Below are 14,692 nucleotides of genomic sequence, written 5' to 3'. Positions count from 1 at the left end.
CCTGAGCGACCGGCTAGGGTCGTCCCATGGCAGCTGACCTGCAGCAAGTGGTGCTCGACCGTGTCGAGCGGGCAATTGACGACCAGTGGTGCAGCGCGGCCGCCGTGGTGGTCAAGCAGTCCGGACGCACGCTGGCGCGTGTCGGCGCCGGGGTGCTGGGCCGCATCGAGCACGACCCCGACGGCACCGCCACGCCGGTGGGCGGACGACTGATCGCCAACCCTGTCGCCGCCGATGCGCTGACCTGGTTCGACCTGGCCTCGGTGACCAAGGTCTTCTCAGCCGTCACGTTGTTGTCGCTGGTCGAATCGGGCCGCCTCGACCTCGACGAGCCCATCGCGACACACCTGCCGTCATTCGCCACCAACCCCGACCGGCAGCGCATCACCCTGCGGATGCTGCTCACCCACACCGCCGGCCTGCCCCCGACCTGGATGGGCTGGTTCGGTGCCGTCGATGTCGAGACCTCGGCCGCGCCCGGGCGCACCCGCGATGACCTGCTCGACGACCTGCTGCAGCTGCCGCTCGACCACTCCCCCGCGACGGCCTGGCAGTACTCCTGCGTCGGCTACAACACCGCCATGGCGCTGGCCGAGACCGTGACCGGCCGGGAATGGGGCGACCTGGTCGAAGACCTCGTGCTGGCCCCGCTCGACCTGTCCGCCGGCATCGCGTTCTCGCCAGCCGGTCCGGTGGCCGCCACCGAGTACGAGCCCGAGTTCGGTCGTGGCGTGGTCCAGGGCATCGTCCATGACGAAACGGCGTGGGCGCTCGGCGGACGCTGTGCGAACGCCGGGCTGTTCGGCACGGTCGATGCGCTGGCGACGTTCGCCGAGGCGCTGCGCACCGACGAACTGCCGTGCCGCAGCGAGGCGTTGGTCGCCAATGCCCTGCCGGGCATTCTTGGACGACCCCTGGCCGACGAGGCCGATGCCCCGTGGGGCCACTCGCTGGGGCTGCGCATCGGCCAGGACTGGATGGGCAGCGCATCCGCCGTGGGGCACACGGGGTTCACGGGCACCTCGATCATGGTCGACAGGGACCGCGAACTGTCAGTGGTGGTGCTGGCCAACCGGGTGCACCCGCGACGCCGCGACGACCAGGTGCACCGGCTGCGGGCCGAGGTCTGCGCGGCGGCGCTGGCTACTGCTGCCGGCGCAGCGTGAGCCCCGCGATCTCTGTCGAGGTCGTGAACCCGCCGTCCCAGCCCTGCACGGTGAAGACCATCGAACCGTTGCCGGTCTCGACGCCCTGGATGCCCATGCCCGCGCCGTGGGTCAACAACCAGTCGAGCACGGCCTGTGCATCGTCCGGCCGGAACACCAGCGTCACCACGTTCGGCTGGTCGATCACCCGGGTCGGTGTCACCCGGGCCGGCAGTGAAAAGCCGGCCGGCCCGTGGACGATGCCCCGCTCACGCAACAGTTGCCCGCCTGCCGGGGCGCTGGTCGCCACGGCATGGGTGCTCGACGTCGCCTGCGAATCGGCGGCTGCACAACCCGACAGCACCAGCCCGGACAGCGCCACCATGGCGACCGCCCCCATGATCGGGGCCGGGCGCCGGGTACGGCTGGTCACGCGGCGCGCACCCACCGCTCGAGTCCCGAGGTCTGCTCGATGACCTGCCAGAACACCCGCGCCCACTTGGCATAACCGATGTCGTTGGGGTGGAACAGGTCGCCCGCCACATTGCTGAAGTACTTCAGGTAGCCGAGTTCACGCGAAGCGTGGTGGATCGGCACGAGGTGATGGTCGGACCCCTCGACCAACTCGGCGGCCCGTTGGGCCATCTTCGTCGACTGCTGGGCGAGCCCCGGCACCGTGAACCACGGCACGTCGCCGACATAGCTGCCGGCGGGCAGGGCACCCAGGATGGTGTTCATCGAGGTGGTGAACGAGTCGAGGGTGCACCGCGGGAAGACCACGTCGTTGCCACCGATCGCCATGGTGACCAGGTCGGGTTCGAACGGCAGCTTCTCGAACTTGTCGAGCTGGTCGCGCACCAGGTCGTCGCTGGCCGCGCCCGAGACCGACAGGTTCGTGATCACGACCGGACGACCCGACTGCTCAGCCAGCCTGGCGCCCAGCAGCGACACATAGCTCTTGTCGACGCTCGAGGCACCCACGCCCTGGGCCGCCGAATCGCCGAGCGCCACATAGCGCAGCGCATCGTCTGGTGCCTCGTCGGGGTGCAGCCCCCAGTGCTCGGCATAGACCTTCACATGTGACTGGATGGCCATGCGCCCACGCACGAAGTTGGTGCCGGCCACAGCCAGCCCGGCCATGCCGACGGCTGCCCCTGCGAGTCCCCAGATGTTCATTCAGTACCTCAGACTGTTGCCAGAAAGTGGCGCATCATCGTCTGGGCCCCGACGAGCGAGGCCACCGGATAGCGCTCATCGCTTCCATGGTAACCCGCAGCAAAACGGCCACTGGCATCCGGCGGCGCCGGCGTGAACCCATAGGTCGTGATGCCGAGTGTGGCGAACGCCTTGGCGTCGGTGCCACCGCCCATGCACCCGGGGACGACCACCGCTGCGGGGTCGTGGGCCATGATCGTGGCGCACATCGCCTGCCACCAGGGCCCGCTGGTGGGCGAGGCGAGCGGCGCCCCGTTGACGAGGTAGTGCCACTCGACGCCGTCCCCGATGAGCTCATGCAGCGTCGCATCGACCAGGTCAACCGTGCCGGGCGGGCAGCGCACGTCGACCTGGGCACTGGCCTGGCCGGGGACCACGTTCATCTTGTAGCCGGCCTGCACCACCGTCGGTGTGGCCGAGGGCCGGATCGTCCAGCGCATGGGCCCTGCCAACGGACCCAGGTGGTCGACCAGCGCCAGCATGCTGGCCTCGTCGGTGATGTCGACGGTGAACCCGAGCGCCGCAGCCAGGCCCTCGTACTGCCCCCGCACGACGTCGCCGACGGCCAACGGCCACTCGTGGTCGCTGATGCGCACCAGGGCGTGCAGCAGCCTCGTGATGGCGTCGTCACCGGTGGGCCTCGACCCGTGGCCGGAATCGCCACGCGCCGTCAGTGCGATGTGCTGGGTGCCGCGTTCACCGGCTTGGATCGTGTAGACGCGCCGGGTGCTGCCGTCACGGTGCGGCATCAGCTCGCCCATGCCGCCCTCTTCGCCGATCGCGACCTCGATGCCCTCGAACAGCTCGGGGTGCTCACCCACCAACCATTCCGCGCCCCAGTGCCCGGCGTCCTCTTCATCGGCCACGAAACAGAACAGCACGTCGCGGCGTGGGCGGGTGCCATCCCGGCCCCACGCCACCAGGGTCTCGACCAGGACGGCGACAGTGCCGAGCATGTCCATGGCCCCACGGCCGTACACATAGCCAGCACGCACCAGCCCCTCGAACGGCGGCACCGTCCACTGGTCGGGTTCGACCGGCACGACATCGGTGTGGGCATGCACCAGCAGGCCCGGCAGGCTGCGGTCAGCCCCGGGCACCCGCAGCACCACGTTGAGTCGGTCACGCCCACCGGCACGGTGCAACAGCAGCGGCGCCCACCCGGCCGCCCGCAGCTGGTCGGCGATCCATTCGGCGATGGCGCGTTCACCGTCGCTGCGGCCACCCCCGTGGTTCACGGGGGCGAAACGGATCAGGGTGGCCAGCGTGGTCGCGACGGCGGGGGTCTGCACGGCATTCACTGTCGCACACGCCTGCCCTCACCCCTGCGGCGCGGGGCCGCCGGACGGTACACCGAGACACCCGCATCACCCGTGATCCAGAACCGCCAGGGAAAGGCGACCGGGTCACCACCTTGGCCGGCGACACCGACCCGCGGGCCGGTGCTGATGACGGCGGGGTCGAGCGGGGTACCCACTTCGAGTCGCACCGGCGGCAGCGCCACGTCGTGCCCCAGCTGGGCGCTGTCGATCCCGAGCGCGGACGCCAACCTCGCCGGTCCACGGGCCAGGTCACGGTCGGTCCTCGCCGCCGGACGCCGTCGTCTGGCCGCCTCGAGACCGGCGACCACGCGTCCACCGCGCAGCAGGATGCCCGAGGCCACGCCCGGCCGGTCGGTCACGATGTTCGCGCACCAGTGCATGCCATAGGTGAAATAGACATAGAGGTGCCCGGCCTCACCGAACATCACCTCGTTGCGCGCCGTCCTGCCGCGGTAGGCATGCGAGCCCGGGTCGTCCGCCCCCTGGTAGGCCTCGACCTCGGTCAACTCGACAACCACCCGTTCGCCGTCGATGGTCGAGGTCAGTCGGGCACCCAACAGCAGCGGCGCCACCTCGATCGAGGGGTGGGCGAGCAGGTCGCGGTCGAACAGGGTTGCGTCGGACATCCCTGCATTGTGCAAGATTGTGAGGCATTTCACAACGATTGCGCGTCCAGCGGCGTCCAATGCCGGGGTCTGATGGATGGGCGCCATTTAGAATCCCAGCAGGCGACCAACGACGGTTGCCTCCCCGAGCTCGGGTTGAGTGGAGGTCCACACATGGGTGCCATCAGCAAGGTTTTGATTGCCAACCGGGGCGAGATCGCCGTACGCGTGATCCGCGCCGCTCGCGACGCCGGCATTGCCTCGGTCGCCATCTACGCAGACACGGATGCCAAGTCGCTGTTCGTCAAGATGGCCGACGAGGCCTTCTCGCTTGAGGGCGCCACCCCGGCCGAGACCTACCTGAACATCCCCAAGATCCTCGGCGTCGCCGAGCGCTCCGGCGCTGACGCCATCCACCCCGGCTACGGCTTCCTCGCCGAGAACGCCCAGTTCGCCCAGGCGGTCATCGACGCCGGGCTCACCTGGATCGGCCCGCCGCCTGCCGCCATCGACGCACTCGGCGACAAGGTGAAGGCCCGCCACATCGCGCTCAAGGTGGGCGCGCCGCTGGTGCCCGGCACCCCCGACCCGGTCGCCGGAGCCGACGAGGTGATCGCGTTCGCCGAGCAGCATGGCCTGCCGATTGCGATCAAGGCTGCCTTCGGCGGCGGCGGTCGCGGCCTGAAGGTCGCCCGCACCATGGACGAGGTGCCCGAGCTGTTCGAGTCGGCCACCCGTGAGGCCGTCACCGCGTTCGGCCGCGGCGAATGCTTCGTCGAGCGCTACCTCGACAAGCCGCGCCATGTCGAGACCCAGTGCCTGGCCGATGCCCACGGCAATGTCGTGGTCGTCTCGACCCGCGACTGCTCGCTGCAGCGCCGCCACCAGAAGCTGGTCGAAGAAGCCCCGGCCCCGTTCCTGACCGATGAGCAGCTGGCCACGCTCTATTCGTCGTCGAAGGCCATCCTCACCGAAGCCGGCTACATCGGCGCCGGCACGTGCGAGTTCCTCGTCGCCCAGGACGGCCTCATCTCGTTCCTCGAGGTGAACACCCGCCTGCAGGTCGAGCATCCCGTCTCTGAAGAGGTCACCGGCCTGGATCTGGTGCGCGAGCAGTTCCGCATCGCGGCCGGCGAAGAGCTCGGCTTCGACGACCCGGTGATCCGCGGCCACTCGATCGAGTACCGCATCAACGCCGAGGACGCGGGCCGCAATTTCATGCCGGCCCCCGGCACGCTGCTGACATGGCATGCCCCCACCGGCCCCGGCGTGCGCGTCGACGAGGGCTACCACGCCGGCATGACCGTGCCGGGCACCTTCGACTCGCTGGTCGCCAAGGTCATCGTCACGGGGTCGAACCGCGGCGAGGCGCTGCAGCGCTCACGCCGCGCGCTCGGTGAACTGGTCATCGACGGCATGCCCACGGTGGTGCCGTTCCACCAGGCCGTGATCAACGACCCCGCCTACACCGCGGCCGACGGCACGTTCGGCGTGCACACCCGCTGGATCGAGACCGAGTTCGACAACCAGATCGCCCCCTACTCGGGCCTGCTGGGTGAGGACGAGGACAGCGTCGAGCCCCGCATCGTGCCCGTCGAGGTCAACGGTCGACGCATCGAGGTGAAGCTGCCGGGTGACCTGGTGGCCTCGCGCGGTGCCGCCCCCGCCAAGACGAAGAAGCCGACCAAGCGCGACCGTGGTGGCGCGAAGGTGGCGGCCCCGTCGGGCAACTCGCTGGTGGCACCCATGCAGGGCACCATCGTCAAGACCGCAGTCGCTGAAGGCGACCGGGTCGAAGAAGGCGCGCTCGTCGTGGTGCTCGAGGCCATGAAGATGGAACAGCCGATCAATGCCCACCGCACGGGCTTCATCAAGGCGCTGTCGGTCGAGGCCGGCACCAGCGTCACGAACGGGCAGTTGCTCTGCGAGATCGTCGATGGCGAGATCGCGGACGGCGCACTCGCCGAATCCTGAGGAAATTTCAGTTTTCACGCGGTATTCACAGTCAATCTGTGAATACCGTGTGAGAACGACCCAGGGGGTTGTCCTGTGGGACCGGGATCGTTCAGACTGGCGGTTGTGCCTGGTGTGCTTTTCGGCGTGATGTTGCTGGGATTGGTGGGCCTTGCCGCCGTCCTGGTGGCGTATCGACGCCAAGAGATGCGGGCCGAACATGAACTGGTCGGCCCGCATGACGATCTTGCCCTCGCGCGGTCGCTGGCCGAGGCAGACCTCGCGCTGGTGCACAGCGACCTCAACGCCCAACCAGTGCTCATCGACACGGTGCGCGATCTCGGCGACAACGACCTCGCCGCGAACCTCGACCAGGAACTCACCCACCTCAACGGGCTGGCGGACGGCCTGGCCGGCGACCTGGCAGCAGCCGAGAACCCGGCCGCCGTACAGGCCGTCACTGCCACCCTGGCCGACATCCGTCGCGGGCTGTGCCTGATCACCGCCCGCGTGAGTGGCGAGGCCCTGCCCGGCACCCGCCCACCCTGCTTCTTCAACCCCAACCATGGCCCCAGTTCGACCGTCGTGGCCTGGACGGCGTCGTCGGGATCGTCGGTGCGCGTACCCAGCTGTGACGCCGACGCCGAGCGCCTGCGGTCCGGGGCGAGCCCCTATTCGCGCACCGTCGCCCGTGATGGCGCGCGGGTGGCCTGGTGGGAGGCCGGCTCGCCGGTGCGGCCGTGGGCCCGGGGCTGGTACCGCACGTGGCTCGACTCCTCCAGCGGGCGCGAGGCCCAGACGGCGTTCCCCAGCCTCGGTGAGTCCGTCACCCCACCCGACGCCGGGCAGCAGGCGTCCTAGACCCGCAACACCTAGACCGTCAGGTCGGCGATCTGGTCGTGGGTGTGCAATTGGCGCGCAGCCTCGGCGATCGAGCCCGACAGCGACGGGTAGACGGTGAAGTCGTGGCTGAACTGGTCAACGGTCAGCCGCTCCCCCACGGCCACGGCGATGGGGTGGATCAGTTCTGAGGCGTGCGGCGCCACCACGACACCGCCGACGATGATGCCCGTCACGGGCAGGCAGAACAGCTTCACAAATCCGTCTCGCAGACCCTGCATCTTGGCGCGGGCATTGGTGAACAGCGGCAGCGTGATCTGGGCGATGCGCAATTCTGACTTGTCACATTCGTCCTGGCTCATGCCGACTGTGGCGATCTCGGGGGTGGTGAACACGTTTGAGCTGACCCGCTTGAGGTCAAGCGGTGCCACCGCGTCGCCGAGTGCGTGCCACATGGCGATGCGCCCCTGCATGGCGGCGACCGAGGCGAGCGCAAACACGCCGGTGCAGTCACCAGCTGCGTAGACGCCGCGCGCGCTGGTGCGCGAGACCCGGTCGGTCACGATGTGCCCGCTCGCGGTCAGCGCGACGCCGGCCTGCTCGAGCCCCATGTCGGCGGTGTTGGGCGTGGCCCCGACCGCCATCAGGCAGTGCGACCCGCGCACCTCGCGGCCGTCCTCAAGCGTGACAACGACCTCGTCACCGTCGCGGGTGGCGGCCACCGCCCGGGAGCGCGACAGGATCTGCATGCCGCGGCGCTCGAAGACGTCCTGCAGCACTTCGGCCGCATCGGCGTCCTCGCCCGGCAGCACCTTGTCGCGCGACGAGACCAGCACCACGTCGACGTCGAGTTCGTCATAGGCGCTGGCGAATTCGGCACCGGTCACACCCGAGCCGACGACGATCAGCTTCTTCGGCAGTTCCGTGAGCCCGTAGACCTGCTTCCAGTTGAGGATGCGTTCGCCGTCGCACTTCGCGGTCGGCAGTTCGCGCGGCGTCGTCCCCGTCGCCACCAGGATGATGTCGGCGTCGATCGACTCGACCGTCCCGTTCGCGTGCTGCACCACTACCCGTTCGGTGCCGTCGAGGCGCCCATTGCCGTTCATGAGGCGGATGCCCTGCGCGGTCAGCTTGGCGGTGATGTCGCGACTCTGCGCGCTCGCGAGGTCCATGACCCGCTGGTTGATGCGGGCCAGGTCCACCTGGATGCTCGAGAGCACCGAATCGTCCCCGTTCGAGACGATGCGCAGGCCGAGTTCGTCGGCGCGTCGCAGGCTGCTCATCACCTCGGCGGTCGCGATCAGCGTCTTGGACGGGACGCAGTCGGTGAGCACGGCCGCACCGCCGAGCCCATCACGTTCAATCAGGGTCACCTGCCCGCCCAGCTGTGCAGCCACCAGTGCTGCCTCGTAGCCGCCGGGTCCACCACCAAGAATCACCACGCTGGTCACGGCCCTCATTCTGTCACAGGACAGCGCCCCCAAAGTGTCTCGCCAGCCTTGTCAGCGCCCTAGAGTGGTGATGTGAACGCCACCGTCGACGACCCCACCTCCCTGGCCCTCGAGGCCGCCGCCCAGATTCGCACCCAAGCAGGCACTGCGTCCGCCGACCTGGCGCTCGTGCTCGGCTCCGGTTGGAAGTCCGGGGCCGACCAGCTCGGCACGCCGGTTGCAGACCTGCCGCTGGGCGACCTGCCCGGTTTCCACATCCCGGCTGTCGCCGGGCACGGTGGACGACTGCTGGTGTTGACCACCCCCACCGGCAAGACCGCCTTGGTCTTCACGGGCCGCACGCATTTCTATGAGGAACGCGGTGTCGACGCGGTCGTCCACGGGGTGCGCACCGCCGCCGAACTGGGCGTCACGACACTGGTGCTCACCAACGGGGCCGGCGGGGTGAACCCCGCATGGGCCCCCGGTCAGCCGGTGATCATCAGCGACCACATCAACCTGACCGGCGCCTCGCCGCTGCACGGCCCCACGTTCATCGACATGAGCACCACTTGGACGCCGGCGCTGGTCGCGCTCGCCCAGCAGGTTGACCCCTCGTTGCCCACCGGCGTCTACGTCCAGTTCCGTGGCCCCCAGTATGAGACCCCCGCCGAGGTGCGCATGGCGCGCGTGCTCGGTGGCGACCTGGTCGGCATGTCGACCGCGCTCGAGGCGATCGCTGCCCGCGAAGCCGGCATGGACGTGCTCGGCATCTCGCTGGTGACCAACGCGGCCGCGGGCGTGACCGACCAACCGCTCGACCATGCCGAGGTGATCGCCGCCGGTGAGGCTGCGGCCCCGCGGCTCGCTGGGTTGGTGCGCGACCTGGTGGGTGTGCTGTGAACGACGCACTCTTCCGCGCCGCGCAGGCGTGGCGCGCGCAAGACCCGGACGAGGCGACCGCGGCCGCACTCGACCAGCTCGTCGACCGCGCGCGGGCAGGCGAGGACGATGCCCTGGCCACGCTGGCCGACTCCTTCGCCGGGCGCCTCACGTTCGGCACCGCCGGGCTGCGGGCAGCGCTCGGCCCCGGCCCGAACCGCATGAACCGGGTGGTGGTGCAGCAGGCGGCAGCCGGGTTCGCGCTGTGGTTGCAGCGGCAGGGCAAGCAGGGTGGCCGGGTGGTGATCGGATATGACGCGCGCTACAACTCCGACATCTTCGCCCGCGACACCGCCGAGATCATGCAGGCTGCCGGCTTCGAGGCCCTGCTGACCGACCAGCCCACCCCGACGCCGGTGGTGGCGTTCGGCATCGGGCTGTTCGACTGCGTCGCGGCTGTCGTGGTCACGGCCTCGCACAACCCGCCTCAGGACAACGGCTACAAGGTCTACCTGGGCGACGGCTCACAGATCGTGCCGCCGGCCGACGCCGAGATCGCCGCCTGCATCGACGAGGTTGCGCAGCGTCCGCTCGACGACATCGATCACGACGAGAACTTCACGCTGCTGGGTGACGAACTGGTCACCGGCTACGTGCAACGCTGCGCCGAGATCGTGCCCGCGGGCGCGCCGCGCGACGTGCGCTGGGTGTACACGGCGATGCACGGCGTCGGGGCGCGGGTGGTGACCCGGGCGGTGGCGGCCGCAGGGTTCGCCCAGGGCATCGCGGTGGCGCAGCAGGATGAGCCCGACCCGGCGTTCCCGACGGTGGCGTTCCCGAACCCCGAAGAGCCGGGGGCCATCGACCTGGCGCTGGCGCTCGCGGCCGAGCACGACGTCGACGTGGTCGTGGCCAACGACCCCGATGCCGACCGGTGTGCGGTGGCGGCCAGGGTCGACGGCGGCTGGCGCATGCTCAGCGGCGACGAGCTGGGTGCGTTGCTGGGCGATGACTTCCTGCGCCGGGGTGTTGAAGGTGTCTACGCCAACTCGGTGGTCTCGTCCACGCTGCTGGGGCGAATGGCCGCTGCCGCCGGACGCGACTTCACCACGACGCTGACCGGTTTCAAGTGGATCGGGCGGGTGCCCGGGCTGGCCTATGGCTACGAAGAGGCCATCGGCTACTGCACCGACCCTGCACGGGTGCCCGACAAGGACGGCATCACGGCGCTGGTCAACGTGCTGCGGCTGGTCGCGGGCCTGCGGGCCGAAGGGCTCACGGTCGCCGACCGGCTCGACGAGATCACGCGCCGGTTCGGGGTTCACGCCACCCGGCCGCTGACGGTGCGGGTGACCGACCTGTCGCTGATCGGTGAGGCGATGGCCCGGCTGCGGGCCAACCCGCCGAGCATGCTGCTGGACGAGCCGGTCGAGGTGGTCGACCTGTCGACGCCGGCGCCGGGCTCGCACCTGCCGCCCACCGACGCGGTCGAGATCTCGGGACGACGGCTGCACCTGGTCGTGCGCCCCTCGGGCACCGAGCCGAAGCTCAAGTGCTACCTCGAGGTGCGCGGCACGGCCCAGGCAGCGCAGGCTGACCTGGCCGCGGCGAGGGCCGAGGTGGACGCCGACCTGACGCGGTTGCGCGGCGAGGTCGCCGCCGTGCTGGGGGTCGAGGCCTGAAGCGGCGGGGCCGCGGCAGGTGCGCAATTCATCCGTGCGGCTGATCCGGGTGCCACGGCTGCGGACTAGCCTTGATGCATGAACGACCTGCGCAGTGCTGTTCGGCGTCTCGTGCTGGGCCTGGCGGCCCTTCTGCTTGCAGTGGGCTGGTCGGTCGCGGCCGTCCCCACCGCCCATGCCGAGGATGACACGCCCTCATCGTGGCGGATCTCGAAGTACCACGTCACCGCGACCCCGTCCAAGGACGGCGGCACCACCACCGTCGAGATCGACATGGACTTCGACTTCGCCAATGACCCCGGCCACGGGCCGTTCATCGTGCTGGTCGAGCGCCAACGACTCGATGACCCCGACGTCTGGCGCATGCTCGACACGAAGATCATCTCGGTCAGCAGCGGCACCGGCGCCAACGTTGCCCAGCAGATCACCCACGAGAACGGCGCGATGCTGCTGCGCCTCGGCACTGAGGGACGTACCTTCCGGGGTGTGCAGAACTACCGCATCACGTACACGGTGCATGGCATCCTCTACCCCGACCACCCGACCTCGAAGATGGACGAGTTCAACTGGAATGCCGTGGGCAACGCGTGGCAGGTGCCGATGTCGAATGTGCAGGTGACGTTGAAGAGCCCGGCCGAGCCACGGCGCACCGCCTGCTGGTGGGGCAGCTCGTACCAGACCGAGTGCGAGGCACCCGCCCCCTCGACGACCATGGTGTGGCAGCGTGACCGGCTGGCCAAGGGCCAGGGCCTGCAGGTGGTCGCCGGATACCCCGTGGGCACGTTCACCAATGCCGAGTTCCGCACCACCAAGCGCTACCACGTCGGCAACATGTTCCCGGTCACCCCGGTGACCCTCGGTGGCGCCGGCGTCGTGGGCGCCGCAGCCATTGGTGGCGTCGGCGTGCTCGTCCGGCGCAGGGGCGCTGACAAGGCGTGGGCGGGGCTGACCCCCGGCACCATGCCGCTCGCTGGGCAGTCGGCGCCTGTCGTCAACCGGCGTAACGAGACCGTGGCGGTGGCGTTCCGCCCGCCGAAGGGGGCCACACCCGGTGAGGTGGGCACCCTGGTCGACGAGAAGGCCGACCTCAAGGATGTCACCGCAACGCTGATCGACCTGGCGGTGCGTGGGCACGTGAAGATCGAGCAGAGCGACCCGAAGAACCAGATCTACCACCGCACGCCCGGGCGTGACCAGCTGAACAGTGTCGAGACGCAGCTGCTGAACGGGCTGTTCAGCGGGGCGCGGGTGGTCACCACGGAACAGTTGAAGAAGGACAAGCGCGGCAAAGTCTTCATGGAGGCCCAGGCGAACCTGTACCGGACCGTCTCGACGGAACCCAAGAAGTGGTTCCGCGAGAACCCGAACACCGCGCGGACAGTGGCGGTGCTGGCGGGCATGCTGCTGGTGCTGGCCGGCGGCGGGTTGATGTTCCTGGGTGGACTGGTGGGCTGGGGCATCGTGCCGCTGGGCGTGGTCGTCGCAGGTGTCGTGTTGATGGTCCTGAGTGGACGCATCCCCTCACGCACGCCGGCAGGCTCGGCGGTGTATGCCGAGGCAAAGGGATTCGAGCTCTACCTGAAGACGGCCGACGCAGAGCAGATCAGGTTCGAAGAGGACATCGATGTCTTCTCGCGCTACCTGCCCTATGCGATCGCCTTCGGGGTGGCCGACCGGTGGGCCAGGATCTTCGAGAAGCTGGCCGCCGAGGGCCGCTACTACGGCGATACCTCGTGGTATGTCGGCAATGCCTACGGGCATGGGTACATGTACGGCATTGCCTCGACCGTGAATTCTGTGACGCAGTCGATGCAGTCGGCCATGCAGTCGTCGGTCAATGCGGCGAACCAGTCGAGTTCTGGATCGGGCTTTGGCGGTGGTGGCGGCGCCGGCGGCGGTGGTGGCGGCGGCTGGTGAGCTGCGGGGCCGGACGGGGTCGGTCCAGGGGTTAGGGCCGGGCGGTTGCCTCGTCCAGCTCTGGGCCGGACACCGGGTGGGGGGTGATGTTGCGGAACTGGCACTGGTGCCAGTTCTGCAGCCGGCGGCGCGGGTTCGGGTTGCGGTGGTGACGCTGGTGTCACGAGTGCAGGTTCCGCCACCTCAGGCAGACCGGGTGGACGAGCCCGTGCTGGTCCACTGGGGGTGCCGGGGTGTGGGGCCGGGACGTGTCAGATGGTCTGTGTAAGTGAGGGTCTCCCTACTTGAAGGAGATTGACTGTGACCATGACCAATCCGAAGAAGGATTCCGGGGTTGAGCCGGAGGCTCGGAAGCTGCGGCGGGAGCTGTTCGACGACGACATGCTCGACAAGTTGATGGCCGCGACGGACGAGCGTGGCGTTGCGCTGACCGGTGAGGGCGGTTTCCTGCCGGAGATGATCAAGGCCGTCCTCGAGCGCGGGATGGACGCCGAGTTGAGCGACCATCTCGGGTACGAGAGGGGCGACCGGGCCGGGCACGGGTCGGGCAACTCGCGCAACGGGACCACGCCCAAGACCGTCGGGTCGGAGATCGGCGACATCGCCCTGGACCAGCCGCGGGACCGCAACTCCACGTTCGCCCCGAAGCTGGTCCCCAAGGGCAGCCGGCGGCTGGGCGGGCTGGAGGACATGATCATCTCCCTGTATGCCGGCGGGATGACGATCCGTGACATCCAGCACCACCTCGAGGCGACGCTGGGCACCGAGCTGTCGCACGAGACGATCAGCAAGGTCACCGACGCCGTGGCCGAGGAGGTCACCGCGTGGCAGACCCGCCCGCTGGAGGGGTTCTACCCGGTGATCTACCTCGACGCGCTGGTGGTCAAGATCCGCGACGGCGCGCACGTGGCCAACCGTGCCGCGCACATCGGCGTCGGTGTCGACATGGACGGGGTCAAGCACGTCCTGGGCATCTGGGTCCAGGCCTCCGAGGGTGCGAGGTTCTGGGCGAGCGTGTGCGCCGAGCTCGCCAACCGCGGCCTCAAGGACGTCCTGATCGTCTGCTGCGACGGACTGACCGGTTTCCCCGAGGCGATCGAGGCGACCTGGTCCGGGGCGCTGGTCCAGACCTGCGTGGTCCACCTGATCCGGGCCTCGATGCGGTTCGTGTCCTACAGCGACCGCAAGGCCGTCGCGGCGATGCTGCGCCCGATCTACACCGCTGCCAACGAGGACGCCGCGCTGATGGCGCTGACCACGTTCGCCGACTCCAACCTGGGCAAGAAGTACCCGGCCGCGGTCCGCTCCTGGGAAGACGCCTGGGACCGGTTCACCCCGTTCCTCGCGTTCGGGCCCGCGCTGCGCAAGGTCATCTACACCACCAACAGCATCGAGTCGCTGAACTACCAGCTACGCAAGATCATCAAGAACCGCGGCCACTTCCCCAACGACGCCGCCGCGATCAAGCTGCTCTGGCTCGCGATCCGCAACATCGAGGACAAGAGGGCCCGGCAACGCGCCAAGGAAGCAGGCCTGCCCCCCACCAAACGCAAGGCCCCAGGCAAGCTCGTCGAAGGCCAACTCGTCACCGGCTGGAAAGCAGCCCTCGGCGAGCTCGCCCTCGTCTACCCCGACCGCATCAACGCCCACCTCTAAACCCAACCCGACCCACAACACTTACACAGACATCTTGACAAGCTC

At 69.2% G+C, this 14,692-nt stretch carries 12 protein-coding genes; 7 read left to right on the top strand and 5 right to left on the bottom strand.

Annotation, left to right across the window (positions count from 1 at the left end; translation table 11 throughout):
• Window positions 1-26: 26 nt before the first annotated feature.
• Window positions 27-1,166: a serine hydrolase domain-containing protein gene (locus ACQCX5_RS14035; RefSeq protein ID WP_434542667.1), complete on the top strand. Its 1,140-nt coding sequence runs from the start codon at window positions 27-29 to the stop codon at window positions 1,164-1,166.
• Here ACQCX5_RS14035 and ACQCX5_RS14030 read toward each other — a convergent pair.
• Genes ACQCX5_RS14030 through ACQCX5_RS14015 form a run of 4 tightly spaced genes read right to left on the bottom strand, consistent with a single transcriptional unit; the run spans window position 1,144 to window position 4,308 of the window.
• Entirely contained in the window at window positions 1,144-1,578 is a 435-nt protein-coding gene (locus ACQCX5_RS14030; protein ID WP_434542666.1) for a hypothetical protein, read from the bottom strand. The genes ACQCX5_RS14035 and ACQCX5_RS14030 overlap by 23 nt on opposite strands.
• Window positions 1,575-2,321 carry an SGNH/GDSL hydrolase family protein gene (locus ACQCX5_RS14025; RefSeq protein ID WP_434542665.1) on the bottom strand — a complete coding sequence of 249 codons (747 nt, stop codon included), beginning with the start codon at window positions 2,319-2,321 and terminating at the stop codon, window positions 1,575-1,577. Before ACQCX5_RS14025 ends, ACQCX5_RS14030 begins: the two co-directional genes overlap by 4 nt.
• Window positions 2,322-2,329: 8 nt before the next feature.
• On the bottom strand, window positions 2,330-3,652 hold the full coding sequence (locus ACQCX5_RS14020) for a M20/M25/M40 family metallo-hydrolase (protein ID WP_434542664.1): 1,323 nt from the start codon (window positions 3,650-3,652) through the stop codon (window positions 2,330-2,332).
• A 5-nt stretch (window positions 3,653-3,657) separates the two neighbouring features.
• Window positions 3,658-4,308, bottom strand: coding sequence for a DNA-3-methyladenine glycosylase (locus tag ACQCX5_RS14015; RefSeq protein ID WP_434542663.1), 651 nt, complete (start codon window positions 4,306-4,308; stop codon window positions 3,658-3,660).
• Between the two features lie 153 nt (window positions 4,309-4,461).
• Here ACQCX5_RS14015 and ACQCX5_RS14010 point away from each other — a divergent pair, with 153 nt between their 5' ends.
• Together ACQCX5_RS14010 and ACQCX5_RS14005 are read left to right on the top strand one after the other, a co-directional pair.
• Entirely contained in the window at window positions 4,462-6,261 is a 1,800-nt protein-coding gene (locus ACQCX5_RS14010; RefSeq protein ID WP_434542662.1) for an acetyl/propionyl/methylcrotonyl-CoA carboxylase subunit alpha, read from the top strand.
• Window positions 6,262-6,366: 105 nt separating this feature from the next.
• The gene (locus ACQCX5_RS14005) at window positions 6,367-7,101 is read left to right on the top strand and encodes a hypothetical protein (RefSeq protein WP_434542661.1); all 735 of its coding nucleotides are present in this window, start codon (window positions 6,367-6,369) and stop codon (window positions 7,099-7,101) included.
• 11 nt (window positions 7,102-7,112) lie between these two features.
• On the opposite strand, the gene ACQCX5_RS14000 is transcribed toward ACQCX5_RS14005, so the two are convergent.
• On the bottom strand, window positions 7,113-8,531 hold the full coding sequence (locus ACQCX5_RS14000) for an NAD(P)H-quinone dehydrogenase (protein WP_434542660.1): 1,419 nt from the start codon (window positions 8,529-8,531) through the stop codon (window positions 7,113-7,115).
• A gap of 72 nt (window positions 8,532-8,603) precedes the next feature.
• On the opposite strand from ACQCX5_RS14000, the gene ACQCX5_RS13995 reads away from it, so the two are divergent.
• The 4 genes from ACQCX5_RS13995 to ACQCX5_RS13980 all read left to right on the top strand — a co-directional run bounded on the left by ACQCX5_RS13995 (window position 8,604) and on the right by ACQCX5_RS13980 (window position 14,647).
• The gene (locus ACQCX5_RS13995) at window positions 8,604-9,413 is read left to right on the top strand and encodes a purine-nucleoside phosphorylase (RefSeq protein ID WP_434542659.1); all 810 of its coding nucleotides are present in this window, start codon (window positions 8,604-8,606) and stop codon (window positions 9,411-9,413) included.
• On the top strand, window positions 9,410-11,074 hold the full coding sequence (locus tag ACQCX5_RS13990; RefSeq protein WP_434542658.1) for a phospho-sugar mutase: 1,665 nt from the start codon (window positions 9,410-9,412) through the stop codon (window positions 11,072-11,074). The genes ACQCX5_RS13995 and ACQCX5_RS13990 overlap by 4 nt, the downstream gene beginning before the upstream one ends.
• Before the next feature lie 78 nt (window positions 11,075-11,152).
• Window positions 11,153-12,991: a DUF2207 domain-containing protein gene (locus tag ACQCX5_RS13985; RefSeq protein WP_434542657.1), complete on the top strand. Its 1,839-nt coding sequence runs from the start codon at window positions 11,153-11,155 to the stop codon at window positions 12,989-12,991.
• 381 nt (window positions 12,992-13,372) lie between these two features.
• Window positions 13,373-14,647: an IS256 family transposase gene (locus ACQCX5_RS13980; protein ID WP_434541906.1), complete on the top strand. Its 1,275-nt coding sequence runs from the start codon at window positions 13,373-13,375 to the stop codon at window positions 14,645-14,647.
• Window positions 14,648-14,692 lie beyond the last annotated feature (45 nt).

Source organism: Aestuariimicrobium sp. G57, from assembly GCF_050110855.1.
Classification (GTDB): domain Bacteria; phylum Actinomycetota; class Actinomycetes; order Propionibacteriales; family Propionibacteriaceae; genus Aestuariimicrobium.
This window is presented reverse-complemented; position numbering and strand designations above follow the sequence as displayed.